At 73.8% G+C, this 20,585-nt stretch carries 17 protein-coding genes; 11 read left to right on the top strand and 6 right to left on the bottom strand.

All coding sequences use genetic code 11. The features are described from left to right. Positions 1–68: 68 nt before the first annotated feature. Positions 69–641 (top strand): nucleosidase, encoded by a 573-nt coding sequence (locus AC3EN4_RS27070; RefSeq protein WP_435208843.1) that lies wholly within the window; start codon positions 69–71, stop codon positions 639–641. A gap of 10 nt (positions 642–651) precedes the next feature. On the opposite strand, the gene AC3EN4_RS27065 is transcribed toward AC3EN4_RS27070, so the two are convergent. Continuing rightward, positions 652–1,839: a low temperature requirement protein A gene (locus AC3EN4_RS27065; protein ID WP_435208841.1), complete on the bottom strand. Its 1,188-nt coding sequence runs from the start codon at positions 1,837–1,839 to the stop codon at positions 652–654. Between the two features lie 171 nt (positions 1,840–2,010). On the opposite strand from AC3EN4_RS27065, the gene AC3EN4_RS27060 reads away from it, so the two are divergent. From AC3EN4_RS27060 to AC3EN4_RS27040, 5 genes are all read left to right on the top strand, one after another. Continuing rightward, positions 2,011–2,862 carry a S1 family peptidase gene (locus AC3EN4_RS27060; protein ID WP_435208839.1) on the top strand — a complete coding sequence of 284 codons (852 nt, stop codon included), beginning with the start codon at positions 2,011–2,013 and terminating at the stop codon, positions 2,860–2,862. A gap of 94 nt (positions 2,863–2,956) precedes the next feature. Then, positions 2,957–3,973 carry a sugar kinase gene (locus tag AC3EN4_RS27055; protein WP_435208837.1) on the top strand — a complete coding sequence of 339 codons (1,017 nt, stop codon included), beginning with the start codon at positions 2,957–2,959 and terminating at the stop codon, positions 3,971–3,973. A 3-nt stretch (positions 3,974–3,976) separates the two neighbouring features. Continuing rightward, entirely contained in the window at positions 3,977–4,720 is a 744-nt protein-coding gene (locus AC3EN4_RS27050; protein ID WP_435208835.1) for an IclR family transcriptional regulator, read from the top strand. Next, complete coding sequence (locus AC3EN4_RS27045) at positions 4,717–5,322, top strand: bifunctional 4-hydroxy-2-oxoglutarate aldolase/2-dehydro-3-deoxy-phosphogluconate aldolase (protein ID WP_435208834.1); 606 nt, start codon at positions 4,717–4,719, stop codon at positions 5,320–5,322. The genes AC3EN4_RS27050 and AC3EN4_RS27045 overlap by 4 nt, the downstream gene beginning before the upstream one ends. Positions 5,323–5,560: 238 nt before the next feature. Further along, on the top strand, positions 5,561–9,271 hold the full coding sequence (locus tag AC3EN4_RS27040; protein ID WP_435208833.1) for a S8 family serine peptidase: 3,711 nt from the start codon (positions 5,561–5,563) through the stop codon (positions 9,269–9,271). Between the two features lie 63 nt (positions 9,272–9,334). Here AC3EN4_RS27040 and AC3EN4_RS27035 read toward each other — a convergent pair whose 3' ends face one another. The 5 genes from AC3EN4_RS27035 to AC3EN4_RS27015 are packed head-to-tail and all read right to left on the bottom strand — an operon-like array spanning position 9,335 to position 14,920. Further along, on the bottom strand, positions 9,335–9,904 hold the full coding sequence (locus AC3EN4_RS27035) for a GNAT family N-acetyltransferase (protein WP_435208831.1): 570 nt from the start codon (positions 9,902–9,904) through the stop codon (positions 9,335–9,337). Further along, entirely contained in the window at positions 9,894–11,948 is a 2,055-nt protein-coding gene (locus AC3EN4_RS27030) for a penicillin acylase family protein (RefSeq protein ID WP_435208829.1), read from the bottom strand. Before AC3EN4_RS27030 ends, AC3EN4_RS27035 begins: the two co-directional genes overlap by 11 nt. Then, positions 11,945–12,748: an ABC transporter ATP-binding protein gene (locus tag AC3EN4_RS27025; RefSeq protein ID WP_435208828.1), complete on the bottom strand. Its 804-nt coding sequence runs from the start codon at positions 12,746–12,748 to the stop codon at positions 11,945–11,947. The genes AC3EN4_RS27030 and AC3EN4_RS27025 overlap by 4 nt, the downstream gene beginning before the upstream one ends. Positions 12,749–12,771: 23 nt before the next feature. Then, on the bottom strand, positions 12,772–13,803 hold the full coding sequence (locus tag AC3EN4_RS27020) for a FecCD family ABC transporter permease (protein WP_435208826.1): 1,032 nt from the start codon (positions 13,801–13,803) through the stop codon (positions 12,772–12,774). A 55-nt stretch (positions 13,804–13,858) separates the two neighbouring features. Then, positions 13,859–14,920: a FecCD family ABC transporter permease gene (locus tag AC3EN4_RS27015; protein WP_435208886.1), complete on the bottom strand. Its 1,062-nt coding sequence runs from the start codon at positions 14,918–14,920 to the stop codon at positions 13,859–13,861. A gap of 117 nt (positions 14,921–15,037) precedes the next feature. Between AC3EN4_RS27015 and AC3EN4_RS27010 the strand changes: the two genes are divergently transcribed. The 5 genes from AC3EN4_RS27010 to AC3EN4_RS26990 all read left to right on the top strand — a co-directional run bounded on the left by AC3EN4_RS27010 (position 15,038) and on the right by AC3EN4_RS26990 (position 20,485). Next, the gene (locus AC3EN4_RS27010) at positions 15,038–16,072 is read left to right on the top strand and encodes an ABC transporter substrate-binding protein (protein WP_435208824.1); all 1,035 of its coding nucleotides are present in this window, start codon (positions 15,038–15,040) and stop codon (positions 16,070–16,072) included. Between the two features lie 4 nt (positions 16,073–16,076). Further along, the gene (locus AC3EN4_RS27005) at positions 16,077–16,934 is read left to right on the top strand and encodes a siderophore-interacting protein (RefSeq protein ID WP_435208823.1); all 858 of its coding nucleotides are present in this window, start codon (positions 16,077–16,079) and stop codon (positions 16,932–16,934) included. Positions 16,935–17,122: 188 nt separating this feature from the next. Then, the gene (locus tag AC3EN4_RS27000) at positions 17,123–18,592 is read left to right on the top strand and encodes a pyridoxal phosphate-dependent decarboxylase family protein (RefSeq protein ID WP_488179856.1); all 1,470 of its coding nucleotides are present in this window, start codon (positions 17,123–17,125) and stop codon (positions 18,590–18,592) included. 28 nt (positions 18,593–18,620) lie between these two features. Beyond that, positions 18,621–19,898, top strand: a complete 1,278-nt coding sequence (locus AC3EN4_RS26995; protein ID WP_435208819.1) for a lysine N(6)-hydroxylase/L-ornithine N(5)-oxygenase family protein — start codon at positions 18,621–18,623, stop codon at positions 19,896–19,898. Then, positions 19,895–20,485 carry a GNAT family N-acetyltransferase gene (locus AC3EN4_RS26990; RefSeq protein WP_435208817.1) on the top strand — a complete coding sequence of 197 codons (591 nt, stop codon included), beginning with the start codon at positions 19,895–19,897 and terminating at the stop codon, positions 20,483–20,485. Before AC3EN4_RS26995 ends, AC3EN4_RS26990 begins: the two co-directional genes overlap by 4 nt. Positions 20,486–20,585 lie beyond the last annotated feature (100 nt).

The raw sequence follows: 20,585 nt of genomic DNA, 5'->3' as shown, positions 1-20,585 counted from the left end.
CACCCGACCGCGCGGACGGCGGCCGGGTGTGCGGCGGGCCTGCCGACGACGGCCCGTACGATGCTCCGGTGAATCTCCGGGGTGTCGTCCGCGCCGATCGTCCGCTGGTGGTCCTCGCCGTCGGGGAGGAGGCCCGCTACCTACCGGACGAGCTGCCGGTGCTGCTCACCGGCATGGGCAAGGTCAACGCCGCCAGCGCGGTCGCGGCGGTGCTGGCCGCCGGGCCGCGTCCCAGCCTGCTGCTCAACCTGGGTACGGCGGGCGCGCTGCGCCCCGGCTGGACGGGTATCCACGAGGTCGCCACCGTGCTCCAGCACGACCTGGACACCGCCCTGCTGCGGACCCTCACCGGCCAGACCTACGGCGCGCCGCTCGCGCTGGCCGCCGAGGGCGCGGTGCTGGCCACCGGTGACACGTTCGTGGCGGACGACGACGCGCGGGACCGGTTGGCGCAGCGCGCCGACCTGGTGGACATGGAGGGGTACGCGGTGGCCTGGGCCGCCGCGCAGGCCGGGGTGCCGTGCCGCCTGGTCAAGCAGGTCAGTGACGAGGCGGGGGAGGGCGCGGCCCGGACCTGGCGGGAGTCGGTGGACGACTGTGCCCGCGACCTCGCCGAGTGGGTGGGGCGACACCTCGCCTGACCGATGACGGTCAGCCGGGGCGTCGGCGTGGGCTCAGCCCCCGTGTGGTCTCCCGCTCGCCGGCACCGGGGGCCAGGACATGCCCGGCCAGCGCGACCGCCACGATCGCGGTGACCAGCACCGGTGGCCAGCCGCCCGCCCAGGGCAGCACCAGCAGGGGCAGCAGTTGCGACGCCACCCGCCGCCACGGCGCGCGGGCGGAGAGCAGGTAGGCGAACAGCGCCCGGCCGAGCACGAACACCAGCGGCCCGCCGATGATCAGCATCAGCCACCGTACCGGGGTCGTGCCGGTCGGACGGTTGACGACCAGGTCGAAGGAGGCCGCCGTGAGGGCCACGCCGACCAGCAGCACGAGATGGGTGTACGGGGCGATCCGGGTGGACCGGCCGGGCACCGACGCGGCCGCGGCCTCGAGCAACTGGCCGGCCCGGAAGACGTAGATCTGCCAGAGCAGCAGCATGATGGCGAAGGCGCTGAGCAGTGCGACGATGCGGAGGCGGTCGAACTCGCTGCGGCTGAGTTCCAGGGTGGGCACCAGGATGATGTCGCCGAGGGCCAGGATGACGAACTGCTGGTACCGCTCGCCGAGGTGCGCGGTGGTCCGGTCGTACTGGTCGAGCGGCACCCGGCCCAGCCTGGGCGTCGGGTAGCGCGCCGCGGCGGAGAGCAGGTCGATCGCGATCGCGGTGGTCCAGATCCACCACCGTTGCGCGTCGGACAGCACGCCGGCGATCCAGAGGACGCCGGACACCAGGAACCAGAACAGGAACCGGGTGGCGCGCGCCATGGCCGAGCGGTGCCGCTGCCGGTACAGCGTGCTGACCAGGATGATGCCGCGTATCACGTGGGTGCCGACGTAGGCGAGCGCGAAGGCGGTGGCCTGCGCCCTGGTGACCATCGGCAGCGCCGCCGCCATCCCGACCGACCCGACCATGGCGACCATGAGGATGGCCTGGATCGGGCGCTGTTGCGGATCGTAGAACTCGGTCGTCGTCGAGGTGACCGACCACGTCCACCAGATCGCCGTGAGCATCAGGAGCACCCCGGCGCCGCTGGCCCAGGACTCCTGGTCGGCGAGCAGTTTCGAGGTCTGCGCGAGCGCGGCCACGAAGACCACGTCGAAGAGCAGTTCGAGCAGCGTCGCCCGGGTCGACCCGTCCGGCCGGCGTACCAGCGCCGTGGTGCCTCCGGTGGTCATGCCCGGCCTCCCGCCGTGTCTTGGAGGATTATCGGCGGCGGGGGCGTGGCGCGTCCCCGGATCGGCGATTCCCGCTGACCGGGGAAGAGGGCGACCGGAGGTTGCCACGGCGCTCCGCCCCGGGCGAGGCTTGTCGACATCCATATGTCTCGATCTCCATCGGAGGTTCGGATGCGCCGTCTCCCGCTCGTCGCCCTCGTCCTGACCGCCCTCCTGCTCGTCGCGCCGGGTGCGGCGCAGGCGGCCCTGCCCGACCGTGCCGCGCCCGACGTGGCCGGCGTCCTGTCCGGGGTACGCACCCCGGGCGTCGCCTGGGGTGCCGACCCGGCCACCGGCCGGATGACCGTCACCGCCGACGACACGGTGGCCCCCGCCGAGCTGACGAGGCTGCGGGCGGTGGCCGATCGGACCGGCGCGGTGCTGCGCCGGGAGGCCGGCACGCTGCGACCCCTGATCGCCGCCGGCCAGGGCATCTACGGCAGCGGCAGCCGCTGCTCGCTGGGCGCGAACGTGCGCAGCGGCACCACCTACTACGTGGTCACCGCCGGCCACTGCACCGCGACCGTCAGCACCTGGTACGCCGACAGCGCACAGACCACCGTGCTCGGCACCCGCACCGGCACCAGCTATCCGGGCAACGACTACGGGCTGATCCGCTACACGGGCCGGATCGCGCATCCGAGCGCCGTCTACACCTATCCCGGGCTGCTGGCGATCAACGGCCCCGGCACCGCGTACGTCGGTCAGGCGGTGTGCCGCAGCGGTTCCACCACCGGCGTGCGCTGCGGCACGGTCACCGCGCTCAACCAGACCGTCAACTACGCCACCGGCGTGGTCTACGGCCTGATCCGCACCAACATCTGCGCCGAGGCGGGCGACAGCGGCGGGCCCCTGTATGTGGCGTCGACCGGCACGATCATCGGCATCCTCTCCGGGGGTAGCGGCAACTGCACCGCCGGCGGGACGACCTACTACCAGCCCATCGCGGAGGTGCTGGCGGCGTACGGACTGACCCTGCCCTGACCGTTGTTGCGCTCTCCGCAACGGGTTGCTCGCGTGGCACAACGCGCCTAGGCTCGGCGGGACCCCGGACCCCTCCCCGAGGACGTGCGCCGCGATGTCGAGCGAGCCCCGAGAAGACCGCGCGGCCACCTCGGCCGGCTCGACGCCGGCCGAGGTGGTCACGGTGGGCGAGAGCATGGTGATGCTGTGCCCACCCGTCGGTGAGCCGCTGGAGCACGCCGAACGGGTCACCGTCTCGGTCGGTGGCGCGGAGTCCAACGTGGCCGGCTACCTGGCCCGGCTCGGCCACCGGGCGACCTGGGTGAGCCGGGTCGGCGACGATCCCTTCGGCCGGCTGGTCGTCCGGCACGTCGCCGACACCGGCGTCGACGTCGACCTGGTGGCGGTGGACCCGGCCGCACCCACCGGCCTCTACGTCAAGGATCCCGGCCCGACGGCCACCGCCGTGCACTACTACCGGGCGGGCTCGGCCGCGTCCCGGATGGACGGTGACACCCTGGCGGACCCACGACTGGCCGGCGCGCGGGTCCTGCACCTGTCCGGCATCACCGCGGCGCTCTCGCCCTCCTGCCGGGAACTGGTCGAGCGCGCGGTCACCGACCGCCCGCTACCGGGCGCGCTGGTCAGCTTCGACGTCAACCACCGGCCCCGACTCTGGCCCGCCGAACGGGCCGCGCCCGTGCTGCGCGACCTCGCCGACCGCAGCGACCTGGTCTTCGTCGGCCAGGACGAGGCGTTCGCCCTCTGGGGCACGAGCGATGCGGCGGCCGTACGCCGGCTGTTGCCCGGCCCGCAGGCGGTGGTCGTCAAGGACGGCGCGGTCTGCGCCACCGTGCTGGTCCGCGACACCGAGCCGGTCGTCGTACCGGCCCCCCGCGTGTCGCTGGTGGAGCCGGTGGGCGCCGGTGACGCGTTCGCCGCCGGCTACCTGGCCGGACTGCTACGGGACCTCGACCCGACGCGGCGGCTGCGCCTCGGTCACCTCGTCGCCGCGCAGGCGCTGGGCAGCACCGGTGACAGCGCGCCGGTGCCGCCGTGGTCGTGGTTCGAGCGGCTGCTCGACGGCCCTTGGTCGCCACCAGACCTGACCGCCACGCACGGCGAGGGCTGAGCGGTGTCCGAGGGTGTCGAGCGGGCGATGCGCGTGCTCGAACTCCTGGCCCGCGAGCCGGCGCAGCTCGGCGGCGTGGCCGCCCACCTGGGCGTGCACAAGTCCACCGCGCTGCGGCTGCTGCAGACGCTCGAGGCGGGTGGCTTCGCGCGCCGCACCGACGGCGGCTGGACGGTGGGGCTGCGGCTGATCGACCTCGCCCAGCAGGCCCTGGACTCGCTGGACGTACGCGCGGTGGCCCGCCCCCACCTGGCGGCGCTGGGCCGCGACTGCGGGCACACCATCCACCTCGCGCAGCTGGTCGACGACGACCTCGTCTACGTCGACAAGATCGAGGCCCGGGGCCAGGTACGCATGTACTCCCGGATCGGCCGTACCGCCCCGCTGCACGCCAGCGGGGTGGGCAAGGTGGTGCTCGCGTACGCTCCGGCGTCCCGGGTGTCCCGGCTGGTCGACGGCGCCCCGCTGTCGGCGTACACCCCGGCCACCATCTGCGACCCGGCCGCGCTGCGCGCGGAGCTGGCGACCATCGCGGCGCAGGGCTGGGCCGCCGACGACGGCGAGTTCGAACCGCTGATCAACTGTGTGGCCGCGCCGGTCCGGCAGGCCGACGGCACGGTCACGGCCGCCGTGTCGGTGACCGCACCGACGGTGGTCGCCAGCCTGGCCGACCTGCGCGCCGTGCTACCCCGACTGCTGCACACCACCCAGCAGATCTCCCACGAACTCGGATGGAGTGGACCATGACCACAGCGGACTTCGCGGACATCTTCGGCGGCGCCCGGGTGATGGCGATCCTGCGCGGCCTGCCGGTCGCCGAGACGGTCCGGCTCGCCGAGCGCGCCTGGGACCTCGGTATCGAGGTGGTGGAGGTGCCGGTCGCCACCGCCGACGCGGTGCCCGCCCTGCGTGCCGCCGTCGAGGCGGGCGCGGCGCGGGGCCGGATCGTCGGGGCCGGCACGGTGCTCGACGACGAGACGGTCGCGGCGGCCGCCGACGCGGGCGCCGCGTTCACCGTCGCGCCCGGCCTGGACCTCGCGGTGGCCGACGCCGCCGCCGCACGCGGTCTGCCGCACCTGCCCGGCGTGGCCACCCCCACCGAGGCGCAGGCGGCGCTGCGGCACGGCCTCACCTGGCTCAAGGCGTTCCCCGCGATCTCCCTCGGCCCAGCCTGGTTCAAAGCCATGGCCGGCCCGTTCCCTGAACTCCGCTTCGTGGCAACAGGCGGCCTGGACGCGACCAACGCCAAGTCCTTCCTGGACGCCGGCGTCCGCGTGGCAGCAGTCGGCTCCGCCCTGTCCGACTCCACCCAGCTAAACCACCTGGCCAACCTGACAACCCAACCCTGACCCCCCGCCCCTCCACGCGGCGATCTTGCAGTTTCTGTCCCGACGAAAGTCGTGAATCGGGGCGCATTGGCGACAGTAAGTGCAAGATCGGCGCGCAAGGCAGGGGGCGCGGCGCGGGGCGGGGACGGGGTGGCGGGTTTGTGCCATGGCGGGAACGCGCCGGGGGGCGCGGGGTCGGACAGCCGGGCGTTGCCTTGATGCTGTGCTGCGTACCGCTCCTCGACACAAAGAGGTCATCGTGGCTCTGTCTTCCAGGCGTCGCCGATCCGGGCTGATCGCCCTCGGTACCGCCCTCGCTCTGGCCGCCGGGTTCACCCCACCCGGCACGGGGGCGTCCGCCGCCCCACCCGGTAATCCCACCCGCCCGACCGGCCAGCCGCCCGCGGTCCCGGGACGGGCGTCCACCGTCACCCTGATCACCGGTGACATCGTCACGGTCAGCACGGCGGCCGACGGCAACACCGTCTCGGTCGTCCGTCGTCCGGACGGCAGCACGCCGACCTTCCACCGCACCGTCCAAGACGGCGACACCTACGTCTACCCGGACGCCGCGCTGCCGTACGTCACCAGCGGCCTGCTGGACCGCCGGCTGTTCAACGTCACCGACCTGATCGCCGACGGGTACGACGACGCGCACACCGACTCGTTGCCGGTGATCGTCACCCTGACCGACGCCGCGGCCCGCGCCCGCACCCGACCCACCGTGGACGGCGCCGAACTGGTGCGGCCACTGGAGAGTGTGCGGGGCGCGGCGCTGACCCGCCCACGCGCCGACGCCGAGAAGTTCTGGGGTGCGCTGACCGCCGGGACGGCCCGCCGGACCGGCGACACGCCGACCCTCGCGGGCGGCATCGCGAAGGTCTGGCTGGACGGCAGGGTGCACGGCGACCTCGCCGAGTCCACCGCGCAGATCGGCGCGCCGAAGCTGTGGGCCGAGGGGAACACCGCTGCCGGCGTCGACGTCGCGGTGCTCGACTCGGGGGCGGACGCCGAACACCCGGACCTCGCCGGCCAGATCGCCGCGTCCAGCAGTTTCGTGCCGAGCGAGCCCGACATCCTCGACTACAAGGGCCACGGCACGCACGTCGCCTCGACGATCGCCGGTACCGGTGCCGCGTCCGGTGGCGTCGAGCGGGGCGTCGCCCCCGGCGCGCGGCTGCACGTCGGCAAGGTGCTCAACAGCGAGGGCAGCGGGCAGGACTCGTGGATCATCGCCGGCATGGAGTGGGCGGCCCGGGAGCAGAAGGCCCGCGTGGTCAGCATGAGCCTGGGCGGTGAGTCCACCGACGGCACCGACCCGATGAGCCAGGCCGTCGACCGGCTCAGCGCGGAGACGGGCGCGCTCTTCGTGATCGCCGCCGGCAACAGCGGCCCGGCCAGTATCGGCAGTCCCGGCGCGGCGAACTCCGCGCTCACCGTGGGCGCCGTCGACGCCACCGACCACCTCGCGGACTTCTCCAGCCAGGGCCCGCGCTTCGGCGACGGTGGGCTCAAGCCCGAGATCACCGCGCCCGGCGTGGACATCCTGGCGGCCCGCTCGCACCTGGTCCGTGGCGCCGGGGACTACACGCTGATGAGTGGTACCTCGATGGCGACGCCGCATGTGGCCGGCACGGCCGCGCTGGTCGCCGCCGCGCACCCGGACTGGACCGGTCAGCGCATCAAGGAGGCGCTGGTCAGCACCGTCAAGGCCACCCCGGGCTACACCCCCTACCAGGCCGGGGCCGGGCGGGTGGACGCGGTCGCCGCCGCGCACGCCACCGTCTTCGCCACCCCGAGTGCCTACTCCGGCTTCCAGGGCTGGCCGCAGCAGCCGGGCACGACCGTCGACCGGACGGTCACCTACACCAACGTCGGCAGCGCTCCGGTCACCCTGACGCTGGCCCTCGACGCGCCGAGCGCCCCGGCCGGCCTCTTCGCGCTCTCCGCCGACACGGTGGCCGTGCCGGCCAACGGCACGGCCACCGTCACCCTCACCGCCGCGTACGACAAGCTGCCGGTGGAGAAGCAGGTCAGCGGCATGATCGTCGCCACCGACCAGGCCGGGACGGTACGGGGTCGCACCCTGATCGGGGCGAACCGGGAGGGTCAGCGGCAGAACCTGACGCTGGTCGCCAAGGACCGGGACGGCAAGCCGCTCGCCGGCAAGGTCATCCTCACCACCGACGGCCTGTTCACCGCCGTGGACCTGCCCGAGAGCGGCACCGCGACGCTGCGGCTGCCGGTGGCGAGCTGGTCCGGTTGGATGTCCGCCGACGTGCGCGGCGTGCACGGGACGCACTCCAAGGGCATGGCGATGCTCAGCTTCGTCGACGTCGACCTGAGCGCCGACCGCACCGTCACCCTGGACGCGCGCCAGGCCCGACAGGTGCGGACCGAGGTGCCGCAGGAGGCCACCCCCACCTCGCTGCGGATGGACATCCACCGCTCCACCGGCAACAGCCTCACCGAGAGCCAGGTGCTGCCGGACGACTCGTACGACAGCATGTGGGCGTTGCCGACGGGCCGTGCGGTCACCGACGGCGAGTTCGAGTTCGGCGCCCGGTGGCGGCTGGAGCAGCCGGCGCTGACCGTGACCGCCGGCGGCCGGTCGTACGACGATCTGCTGGTCAAGCGGGCGACCCCGGCGTTGCCTGCGGGTCGTCGCCAGCTCGACGCGGTCTACGTCGCCGACGCGTCGGCGGCCGGGCTGGCCAAGCGGCCGGTCCGGGACCGGGCCGTGGTGGTCCGGCGCAGCGACACGGTCGACATCGCCACCCAGGCGCAGGCCGCCGCGGCGGCCGGGGCCACCCTGCTGCTGGTGGTCAACGACGGCGTCGGGCGACTCCAGCCGTGGGACGAGGCGCCGTGGAGCCCGGAGAGCCCGGCCCCGGTGACCGTGGCGACCCTCACCGCAGACGAGGGCGACCAACTGATCGCGGCGCTGGAGCGCGGCCCGGTACGGCTCAGCGTCGAATCCCACCCGGAGACCACCTACCTGTACGACGTGGCGCACCACTGGTCCGGCGCGGTGCCGGTCGACCCCACCTACCGGCCGACGAAGCGGCAACTGGCCCGGGTGGACGTGGAGTTCCGCAACTACCGGCAGGGCAAGGCGCTGGAGTTCCGTAACGACATCTGGCGCGGCTGGGCGTCGGGCAACCAGGAACCCGCCCCGGCGCAGGGCCGGCGCACCGACTGGGTGAGCGCCGACCAGCGGTGGCTCGACGACGCGTACATCGCCGGCGAGACCGGCCAGCATCCGATGGCGGTGGCCACCTACTCGGCGAACAAGCCGAGCACGGTCACCTGGTTCGGGCCCATCCAACGCCCCCGGATGGGCGGAAGCTACGTTCCCGTGCGCTACCTGGACACCGTCTACCTGCCCGCGCCCGGGTGGGGCGACGGCGGCGGGCACGTCGGTGAGGCGTACGCCAACTTCGACATGGTCAACCGGACCACCCTCTACCAGGGGGACAAGGAGCTGAACTGGGGTAACGCCGAGTACCTCCAGGTGGGTGGCCTGGCGGCGCAGCGGCTGCCGTACCGCCTGGTGGTGGAGAACGACCGGGCGGCCTGGACGAATCCGTACTCCCGGCAGACCCGCACCGAGTGGGGTTTCAGCTCGGCGGCCACCGGCACGGAGTCGGCCGAGGTGCTGTCGATGATCCAGCTCGACTACCAGGTGGCCATCGACCGCGACGGTACGGCGTCGCGGCGGGCGCCGCTCACCGTGGTGGCCTCCCAGCTGCCCGGTGTCACGGCCACTGTCGGCGCGGTGAGCGTCGAGGTGTCCTACGACGACGGCAGGACGTGGCAGAAGCCGCGCCTCACCCGGCACGGTGACGGCTGGCGCACCGCGCTGGACGCGCCGGCGAAGGCCCGGTTCGTGAGCCTGCGGACGACCGCGCGCGACGCGGCCGGCAACACCGTGAGCCAGAGCATCACCCGGGCGTTCGGCCTGCGGTAATGCGGACCGACCGCCGGTCGGGGTGCGATCGCATCCCGGCCGGCGGCCGTCGCCGTGCTGGGCTCAGTCGGAGGCGCGGCCGACGTGTTCCGGCCGGTCGAGGAAGTGCAGCCGCGCCCGCTTCTCCGGCAGCTCGATCTCCGCGCCGGGCCGGAAGCCGCTGCGCAGCAGCCGCCGGTGCATCCGGTCGTTGCGCACGTCCGGCTCCATGACGATCCGCAGCCGGCCCGGGTCGGCGAGGACGAACCCCAGGAGCGCGCCGAACAGCGCGCCCGTGAAGCCCGGCTCGGCGGTCACCGGGGGAGCCACCAGCAGGTGGACGCCGATGTCGCCGGGGCGCACCTCGTAGTGGTCGCCCACCGGATCGGCCCCGGGCTCGTACGTCTGCGCCAGCGCCACCGGCAGGCCGTCGCGGTGCACCAGGTACGCGTGGTGGGTGGTCAGCGAATCCAGGTAGGCGTAGATCTCGCGCACCCGTTCGCGGCTGGCGTCGCGCATCCCCCAGAACCGGGCGTGCTCGGTGGTCACCCAACCGTGCAGCAGGTCGGCGTCGTCGTCGGGGCGTACCGGCCGGATGGTGACCACCCCGAATCCGGGGACGTCGCGTCGGTGGTGCTGTCGGTCAGTGCTCATTCGGCTCCTCGGTGAGGCGGTCCCAGTCGGTGGTCACCGGCAGCAGGTCGCCGGTCAGCCACGCGGCCTGCTGGTCGTCGTGGTGTGGGTCGCCGGGCACCCCGCTCGCGCCGGACGGGACCACCCACCGGCTGTCCTGCCGCCGGGCCAGGTCCCAGACGTACCGGGCGGCGGGCCCCCGGAAGCAGCCGTGGGTGATCCCGGGCACGCTCGACGTGGCCAGCACGCAGTCGTGGTCGCCGTCCAGGCGGGGCCCGGGCGGCGCGTCCGGGTCGGGCAGGGCACGCCAGGCCGTCAGCCGGTGCAGGTCACCCCAGCGCACCGTGCCGTCCGTCGCGCCCGCGACCTCCTCGGCCGCCGCGCGCACCACCGCCGTCACGTCCACGCCGGGCAGCGGGGTCGCGCCGAGCAGGTGCTCCAGCGCGTAACCCACCCGCGGCGTCAGCGCCAGCCAGGGCGCGAACACCTCGGGGTAAGCGGGCGGCGCGGCCAGCGCAGCGAGGGCCGGATGGTCGGCGATCCGGCGTACGACGGCGGCGCGCAGCCGGGCGAAGTCGGCGGCGTCGACGCTGTCGGCGTCCATCCGCCGATCCCAGCGCCGCAGCCGGTCGCGCAGCGCGGCGGCGGCCGGACCGAGTCCGGTCAGCGCGTCGAGCGCCCCCAGCAGCGCCCCGGCCGACCCGAGGTACGTGTCGGTGTGCAGCGCGGCCATGTCGTCGACGGTGTGGTCCCGGCCGGCGTCCAGCAGGTCGGCGATGCGCCGCGCGCGGTGCGGTGCCGCGAACTCGACGCCCAGTGGCCCGGACAGCCCGCGTTCGTTGGCCATCACCGCCCGGTCGGTCACCTCGGCCCGGGGCATCGGCGCGTACCAGCCCCGCCAGGCGTACGTGGCGTCCCACGCGGGGACCGGCCGCCGTCCGTTGTCCGGGTGGCGCAGGGGCACCACGCCGGCGACCCGGTGCAGCAGGCCCCCGGCGGTGTCCGCCGCCTGCACCACGTTGACCGGCTCCACCCAGTGCCGCAGCGCGGCGTCCACGTCGGACACGTCGCGGGCCCGCAGCAGCTCCGGTATCGCCGCGAACCCCAGCTCACCGCTGACCCGGGGCGGATAGCGCAGACTCAGCGCCGTCTCGTCGTCCGGTCCGCCGACGATCACCGGTCCCCGGTCGGTCTCGACGACCTCCACCCGCACCGGGTCCGCGCCGGCCACCTCGATCGTCTCGACGTGGACGGACGCCTCCCGCCAGCCGTCCGGGCCGAGCGCCCGTACCCCGCTGTCGTGCCGGCGCAGTCGCTCGACGTAGACGTCCTGGTAGTCGGCCATCGCGTTGGTGATCGCCCAGGCCACCGGGCCGGCGTGGCCGAAGTGCGCGACGCCCGGCACGCCGGGCACGGCCAGGCCGACCACGTCGTACTCCGGGCAGGCCAGCCGGATCTGCTGGTAGACGCCCGGTTCCTCCAGGATCCGGTGCGGGTCGCCGGCCAGCAGCGCCGCGCCGCTGGCGGTGCGGGAACCCGCGAGCAGCCACCCGTTGCTGCCGGCGACGGCCGGCCCGTCGGTGGCGAACGCGTCGACCGCCGCCGGGCCGAGGGTCCGCGCGACGTGCGCCCGCCAGAGCTTGCCCGGGAAACCCGCGAACAGGATGTGATGCCCGAGCCACACCGCGAGCGGCGTCCACGGCTCCCACCGGCCCGGGGTGAGCCCGACGGCCGCGAACTCCGGCGCGCGGGCCGCCCCGGCGGCGAGGCCGTCGTTCACCCCGGCCACGTACGCGCCCACCCACCGGGCGGTCGCCGCGTCCAGGTTGGCGTGGCAGCGGCGGGCGGTGTCGTCCAGCTGGACCTGCCGGGCGAAGCGGTCCCAGCCCAGCGCGTCGGTCCCGAGGAAGGCGGCGCTGGTGCCCTGCGACCGGTGCCGCTCGATCTCGATCTGCCACGCCCGGTCGTACGCGGTCACCCGACCCTGCGCCGTCGCCAGGGCGAGCGGGTCGTCGGCGCGGACGTGCGGCACGCCCCACGGGTCGCGGAAGAGCCGGGCGGTCATGCCGGCTCGGCCGCTCGCCGGCGGGCGGCCGGTACGACCAGCGGGGTGCCCGTCTCCGGATCGTCGATCACCCGGCACGGCAGCCCGAACACCTCGGCGACCAGATCGGCGGTCACCACCTCGCGCGGGTCGCCGGCGGCCACCACCCGACCGTCACGCATGGCGATGAGGTGAGTGGCGTACCGGGCGGCGTGGTTGAGGTCGTGCAGCACCGCGACAAGCGTCCGGCCCTGCTCCTCGTGCAGCCGGGCGCACAGGTCCAGGATGTCGATCTGGTGGGCGATGTCGAGGTAGGTGGTCGGCTCGTCGAGCAGCAGCAACGGCGTCTGCTGCGCCAGCGCCATCGCGATCCAGACGCGCTGCCGCTGGCCGCCGGACAGCTCGTCCACCGGCCGGTCGGCGAGGTCGGCGACGCCGGTGGCGGCCATCGACTCGGCGACGATCCGTTCGTCCTCGCGCGACCACTGCCGCAGCAGCCCCTGGTGCGGGTAGCGACCCCGGGCGACCAGCTCGGCGACGCCGATCCCGTCCGGCGCGATGGACGTCTGTGGCAGCAGGCCGAGGGTACGGGCGACCGAGCGGGCGTTCTGGGCGTGGATGTCCCGGCCGTCCAGCAGTACCGCGCCGGCGCTCGGGCGCAGCATCCGCGACAGCGCACGCAGCAGCGTCGACTTGCCGCACGCGTTCGGCCCGATGATCACCGTGAACGACCCGTCGGGCACCGCCACGGTGAGGTTCTCCGAGATGGTGCGCCGGTCGTAGGCGAGGGTCAGCGCGCTGCCGCCAAGGCGGGAGGTCATGAGTGCTCCTTGTGCAGGGGTGGTCACAGCCGGCCCGCCCGGCGTTCGACGGCCAGCAGCCAGACCAGGTAGCCGCCACCGAGCACGCCGGTCACCACGCCGACCGGAAGCTGGTGCCCGGCGAACGCGCGCTGGGCCACCAGATCGGCGCCGACCAGCAGGGCCGCGCCGACCGCCATCGAGGGCAGCAGGTTCGGGCCGGGCGCCCGGGTCAGCCGCTTCGCGACGTGCGGCGCGACGAGCGCCACGAACGACACCGGGCCGGCCGCCGCCGCCGCGAACGACACGAGCAGCACCGCCGCGGCGAGCAGCACCAGGCGTACCCGGCGCACCGGCACGCCGAGCGCGCTGGCGGTGTCGTCACCCAGCTCCATCATCCGCAGCGCCGGGGCGCAGCCCACGAGCACCAGCGGCGTGAGCACGGCGGTGACGGCCAGCAGCGGCCCGGCGTTGGCCCAGCCCCGCCCGTCCAGACTGCCGGTGAGCCAGAGCACCGCCCGGGCGGCGTCCATCAGCGGGGCACGGGTCAGCAGGTAGCCGTTGACGCCGGTGAGGATCGCGGCGACGCCGATGCCGACCAGGACGAGGCGGTAGCCGTGCACGCCCCGCCGCCACGCGAGCGCGTAGATCACCAGGCCGGTGACGAGCCCGCCGACGACGGCCGCGCCGGCCAGGGCCAGGCTCCCACCGCCCACCACGACCACCACCAGCGCGCCGGTCGACGCGCCCTGGGTGAAGCCGAGGATGTCCGGACTGCCCAGCGGGTTACGGACCAGTGACTGGAACAGCGTGCCGCCCAACGCCAGCGCCGCGCCGACCAGCAGCGCGGTGACCAGCCGGGGCAGGCGCAGCTCGGTCACGATGAACTGCTCCGCCGCGCTGCCGCCGCCGGTCAGGGCGCGCAGCACGTCGGCCGGGCCCAGCGGGTAGTCGCCGCTGCCCATCGCGACCAACGAGAGACCGGCGGCGAGCAGCGCCGCACCGAGACCGACCGCCAGGGCGCGGGGGCGGAACCGCAGCGACAACCCACCGGGGGTACGGATGACCGCGCTCACGGGGCCACCTCAATTCGCGACTGCGGGGCTCGCAAACCCGGCTCACTCCTCGCGCTCACGGGGCGGCCACTCTTGAGCGGCCGACCAGCCAGAGGAAGAGCGGACCGCCCAGCACGGCGGTGACCATGCCGACCTGGAGTTCACCGGGTCGCCCGAGCAGCCTGCCCAGCACGTCGGCGCCGAGCAGCAGGACCGGCGCGAGCACCGCGCAGTACGGCAGCAGCCAGCGCAGGTCGGGCCCGGTCAGCGCGCGGACCAGGTGAGGCACGAGCAGGCCGACGAAGACGATGGGACCGCAGGCCGCGGTCGCCGCCCCGCACAGCAGCGTGACCGCGACGATCACGGCGGCCCGGATCACGGCCGGGCGGGCACCCAACGCCCGGGCCGCGTCGTCGCCGAGCGCGAGGGCGTTCAGCGGACGGGCGGCGCCGAGGGCGACCAGCAGGCCGACCAGGATGAACGGCGCCACCCGGGCCACCGTCGCCGCGTCCGCGCTGGCCAGCGAGCCGACCGTCCAGAACCGCAGCCGGTCCAGCGAAGCGGTGTCCAGCAGCATGACCGCGCTGACGAACGAGTACAGGGTGGCGTTGAGCGCCGCGCCGGCCAGCGCGAGTCGGGCCGGGGTGGCGCCCCGTCCGCCACCCACGGCGTAGACCAGCGCGGTGACCAGGGCCGCGCCGAGCAGCGCGAACCAGACGTACCCGCCGATGGCCGTGACGCCCAGGAAAGCGGCGGCGGTGGCCACGGCGGCGGACGCCCCGGCGTTGATGCCGAGCAGCCCGGGGTCGGCGAGGGGGTTGCGGGTGAGCGCCTGCATCACGGCGCCGGCCACGCCGAGCGCCGTGCCGGCGAGCAGTCCGAGCAGGGTGCGGGGCAGCCGCATCCGGTGCACGACGGCGTACTCGGCGGCGTCGCGGTGCAGCAGCCCGGACCAGACGTCGGCGAGCGGCAGGGACTTCGCGCCGACCGCGACGCTGAGCACCAGGATCACGCCGAGCAGCGCCACGGCGGCGAGCAGGCCGGCGGCGCGGGTCGCCCGGCGTCGCTTCGGGGTGGGGGCCGTCGACGCGTCCGGCACCGATGGTGTCGGAGTGGTGACGGTGGGTGTGGCGTCCAGTGTTGGCTCCGGGGTGTGGCGACACGGCGAACCGCTGTTGACAACGAGCGAGGTTAGGCTAACCTAACCCCGCTGTCCCGGTCGACCCCGGCCATCCTTTGATCGAAAGACGACACCATGCCCGATGCACTGTCCGCCCGTCGCCTCTCCCGTCGTGGCCTGCTGGCCGCTGGCGGCGCCGCCACACTGGCCGCGCTGCTCGCCGGCTGCGGCAAGGACGACGCCGCCAAACCGTCGGGCAGCGACAACGCTGCTGGCCCCTGGTCGTTCACCGACGACCGCAGCAAGAAGGTCGAGGCGGCAGCTCGTCCGGCGCGCGTGGTGGCCTTCACCGGCGTCGCGGCGGCTCTGGTCGATTTCGGTCTCGACAAGCAGCTCGTTGGCGTGTTCGGCGAGACCAAGCGGGCCGACGGCACGAAGGACCCGCAGGCCGGTGACCTGAACGTCGAGGCGGTCGAGATTCTGGGCAACGTGTGGGGCGAGTTCAGCCTGGAGAAGTACGCGGCGCTGCGCCCCGAGCTGCTGGTCACGCACATGTACGACCCGGACGCCCTCTGGTACGTGCCGGACGAGAGCAAGGACAAGATCCTGCCGCTCGCCCCGAGTGTCGCGATCACCACCGCCCGGGTGCCGATGACCAAGCCCATCGAGCGGTACGCCGCGCTGGCGCAGTCGCTCGGCGCCGACCTCTCCGCCAAGAAGGTCACCGACGCGAAGACCCGCTTCGACGCCGCCGCCGACGCCGTGCGCCAGGCCGTCAAGGCCAACCCGGGCATCCGGGTCATGGCCTGCTCGGGCAGCCCCGACCTGTTCTACGTCTCCAACCCCAAGGTCAGCACCGACCTGATGTACTTCGCCGAGCTGGGCGTCGACATCGTGGTGCCCACCAAGCTCGAGGCCGGCGACTACTTCGAGGCGCTGAGCTGGGAGAACGCCGGAAAGTTCCCCGCCGACCTGATCCTGCTGGACAACCGCAGCACCGCGTTGCAGCCCAAGGACCTCGCCGCCAAGCCGACCTGGGCGCAGCTCCCCGCCGTGCGGGCCAACCAGGTGACGCCGTGGGACGCGGTGCCCCGCTTCTCGTACGCCGGGGCCGCGCCGCTGCTGGAGAACCTCGCCACCGCCATCCGGAACGCGAAGAAGGTCGGCTGACACCATGAGCACGAGCACCGTCGAACCCGTCGCCCTGCAGTACCGCTTCTTCGCCGCGCACGTCGTACGGGCCCGCCGGGTCGGCGCCTCGCTGATCCGGATCACCCTCGGTGGCCCGGAACTGGTCGACTTCGCCGGCGGCGGCCGGGACCAGAGCGTGTCGCTGTTCCTGCCGCACCCGGGCCAGGACGCCCCGGTCGTCCCGGTCGAGCGCGGCGAGGACTGGTTCGGCGCGTGGCGGGCCCTCCCGCTGGACGTCCGGGCGGTGATGCGCTCGTACACGATCCGGGAGCACCGGCCGGCCGCCGGTGAGGTGGACATCGACTTCGTCGACCACGGCGGCACCGGCCCCGCCTCGCGGTGGGCCAGCCTCGCGGTGTCCGGTGACCGGGTGCTGCTGCTCGGTCCGGCCGTGTACGACAACCGCAGCGTCTGCTTCCGGCCACCGGACGACACCGACCTCGTGGTGCTGGCCGCCGACGAGACCGCGCTGCCGGCCACCGCCGGGATCCTGGCCTGGCTGCCCGCCGGCACCCGGGTCCGCGCCTGGATCGAGGTCCCGGACGCGGCCGACATCACCGAGCTGCCCACCGACGCCGACGCGGAGATCCGCTGGATCGTGCGCGGCAGCACCCCACCGGGGAGTGACCTGCTGGTCAGCGCGCTCCGCGCCGCCCGGCTGCCGGCCGTCGCACCGTACGCCTGGATCGCCGGTGAGTCCGGCGTGGTGCGGGCGTTGCGCCGGCACCTGGTCGGCGAGCGCGGTCTCGACCGCCGACGGGTGACCTTCGCCGGCTACTGGCGGCGCGGCATGTCCGAGGAGGACGTGCGCGCCGCGGCGCTGGCCGGCGCCACCGCCTGACCCGCGACCCCACCGAAACGCAGCACGGCCCCCGGCGCGCTCACGCGCCGGGGGAGGGTTCCGGCTGCCCATCGTCAGACCGTGGAAGGACATCCGTGACCGTGCCGACGTACCCCGACGAGACCGATCCGAGCAGCCCGTCGGCCGCTCCACCACCGGCCGCGGCGCCCGCCGGGGCCCGCGCCCACCTGTTGCACGACGGTTCGGTCGAGCAGTACCGGCGGGCGATCGCCGACGGCGTCGACCGGGTCGCCCGCCGGGTCGCCACGGTGGACCGGCCCGGCACCGGGATCACGCCGGCCGAACTGGCCCCCCTGGTCGACGGGGTCGACCTGGACCGGCCGCTGGGCGATGCCGGCGCGGCGCTGGACGAGTTGGAGGGTGTCTACCTGCGTGACGCCGTGTGGTTCCACCACCCCCGCTACCTGGCCCACCTCAACTGCCCGGTGGTCATCCCGGCGCTGCTCGGCGAGGCGGTGCTCAGCGCGGTGAACTCCTCGTTGGACACCTGGGACCAGAGCGCCGGCGCGACCCTCATCGAGCGTCGACTGATCGACTGGACCGCCGCCCGGATCGGCCTCGGCCCGGACGCCGACGGCGTGTTCACCAGCGGAGGCAGCCAGTCGAACCTCCAGGCGTTGCTGCTGGCCCGGGAGGAGGCGTGCACCGCCGCGACCACCTCGGCGGCCCGCCTGGAGCTGCTGCCCCGGCTGCGCGTGCTCACCTCCGTCGCCGGGCACTTCAGCGTCCAGAAGTCCGCCAAGCTGCTCGGCCTCGCCCCGGACGCGGTGATCGCGGTGCCCACCGACGCGCGGCGGCGTATCCGGCCCGCCGCCGTACGCGACGAGATCGTCCGGTGCCGGGCGGCCGGACTGGTCCCGATGGCCGTCGTCGGCACCGCCGGCACCACCGACTTCGGCTCCATCGACCCGCTCGCCGAACTCGCCGACGTCTGCGCGGCGACCGGCGTCTGGCTGCACGTCGACGCCGCGTACGGCTGCGGGCTGCTCGTCTCGCCGACCCGCCGGCACCTGCTCGACGGCATCGAGCGCGCCGACTCGGTCACCGTCGACTACCACAAGTCGTTCTTCCAACCGGTCAGCTCCAGCGCGCTGCTGGTCCGCGACCGGCGGACGCTGCGGCACGCCACCTACCACGCCGACTACCTCAACCCGGCGCGGATGGTGGAGCAGCAGATCCCCAACCAGGTCGACAAGAGCCTGCAGACCACCCGCCGGTTCGACGCGCTCAAGCTCTGGCTGACCCTGCGGGTGATGGGCCCGGACGCGCTCGGTGAACTCTTCGACGAGGTGGTCGACGCCGCGGCCGACGCCTGGCGGCTCGTCAGCGAGGATCCGCGCTTCGAGGTGGTGACCCGCTCGCAGTTGAGCACCGTGGTCTTCCGTTACCTGCCCACCGGTCCGGGCCGCGAGCTGGCCGACGCCGCCAACCTGTACGCCCGTGAGGCGCTGGCCGCCTCCGGCCTGGCCGTGGTCGCCGGCACCCGCGTGGACGGTCGGCACTTCCTCAAGTTCACGCTGCTGAACCCGGCCACGACCGTCGACGACGTCGGCCACGTGCTCGACCTGATCGCCGGCCACGCCGGGCGGTACGTGCGCGACACCGTCGCGGCCGACCTGACCTGCCCCGTCGGCTGACCGCCGCACCCCGCGCCTGGAGAAGAAGATGTCCACCCACGACTTCGTCGCCATCGGGCTCGGCCCGTACAACCTGGGTCTGGCCTGCCTCACCGCGCCGATCGACGAGCTGGACGGGGTGTTCCTGGAGGCCCGACCGAGCCTCGCCTGGCACCCCGGCATGCTGTTGGAGTCGGCCCGATTGCAGACCCCGTTCATCGCCGACCTGGTCAGCCTCGCCGACCCGACCTCGCCGTACTCGTTCCTCAACTACCTCAAGGAGATCGGCCGGCTCTACCCGTTCTACATCCGGGAGAGCTTCTACCCGCTGCGCAGCGAGTACGACGCGTACTGCCGGTGGGCGGCAGCGAAGCTGCCGAACCTGCGCTTCGGTCAGACGGTGACGACGGTGGAGTACGACGACGCCGACGAGCGGTACGTGGTGCGGGCCACCACCGGCGGGTCGGAAACCATCGAGTACCGGGCCCGGCACCTGGTGCTCGGCACCGGCACGCCGCCGCACCTGCCGGCCGCCGTCGCCGGGCTCGCCGGGGACGCCGTGCACAACTCGCGCTACCTGGAGCACCGGGACGCGCTGCGGACCAGGCGCAGCATCACCGTGCTGGGCAGCGGGCAGAGCGCCGCCGAGATCTACCACGACCTGCTCGGCGGCATCAACAGGTACGGCTACCAGCTCAACTGGGTCACCCGCTCGCCGCGGTTCTTCCCCCTCGAATACACGAAGCTGACGCTGGAGATGACCTCGCCGGACTACGTGGACTACTTCCACGCGCTGCCCGAGGAGACCCGCTACCGGCTGGAATCCGAGCAGAAGGGGCTGTTCAAGGGGATCAACGCCGACCTGATCAACGACATCTTCGACCTGCTCTACGCGCACAGCGTGGACGGCCCGGTGCGTACCCGGCTGATCACCAACACCGAGTTGGTCGACGCCGCACACCACGACGGGGAGTACACGCTCGGGTTGCGGCACGTGGAGCAGGAGCGCGACTTCACCCTCCGTACCGAAGGACTGATCCTGGCCACCGGCTACCACTACCGGGTGCCGGACTTCCTCGAACCGGTCCGCGAGCGGGTCCGCTGGGACGCGCACGGCCGCTTCGACGTGGCCCGCAACTACAGCATCGACCACACCGGTCGGGGCATCTTCCTGCAGAACGCGGGCACCCACACGCACAGCATCACCTCGCCCGACCTGGGCATGGGCGCGTACCGCAACTCCTGGATCATCCGGGAGCTGCTCGGCCGGGAGCACTACCCGATCGAAAAGAGCATCACCTTCCAGGAGTTCGGGGTGGTGTCGTGAGCGTGGTCTTCACCCGGGTCGACGACCGGCTGGGGGAGTTCGCCCTGCGTACCCTCGATCCGCAGGCCGACGCCGCGTTGCTGCACGGCTGGGTGACCCACCCGAGGTCGGCGTTCTGGCTGATGCAGGACGCCGACGAGGCGCAGGTCGTCGAGGAGTACCGGCGCATCGCCGCGCACCCGCACCACGACGCCTACCTCGGTCTGTGGCGGGGGAGTCCGGCCTTCCTGGCCGAGCGCTACGACCCGGCCCACGTCGAACTCGTCGGCCTGTACGAGAACCGGCCCGGCGACGTGGGCATGCACTTCCTCTGCGCGCCCACCGGCGCTCCCGTGCACGGCTTCACCCGCGCGGTGATCCGTACCGTGATGGCCTGGCTCTTCGCCGACCCGGCGACCCGGCGCGTGGTGGTCGAGCCGGACGTGCGCAACACCGCCGTGCACGCCCTGAACGCCACCGTCGGCTTCGAGGTCGTCGGCCCGATCACCAAGCCGGAGAAGGAGGCGCTGCTCAGCGTCTGCACCCGCGCCCAGTTCCAGACCGCCACCGAACGGGCCGCCGCCCGAGACGAAGGAGCCCCGGCGTGACCACCACCGCCGTTCCCACCCCACCGGCCGTCGCCGGCCCGGCCACCCCGGGCGACCCGGTCGCGCACCTCACCCCGCAGCGCTGGGCGCGGGCCAACCG

It is taken from the genome of Micromonospora sp. bgisy143, from assembly GCF_057708145.1.
This window is presented reverse-complemented; position numbering and strand designations above follow the sequence as displayed.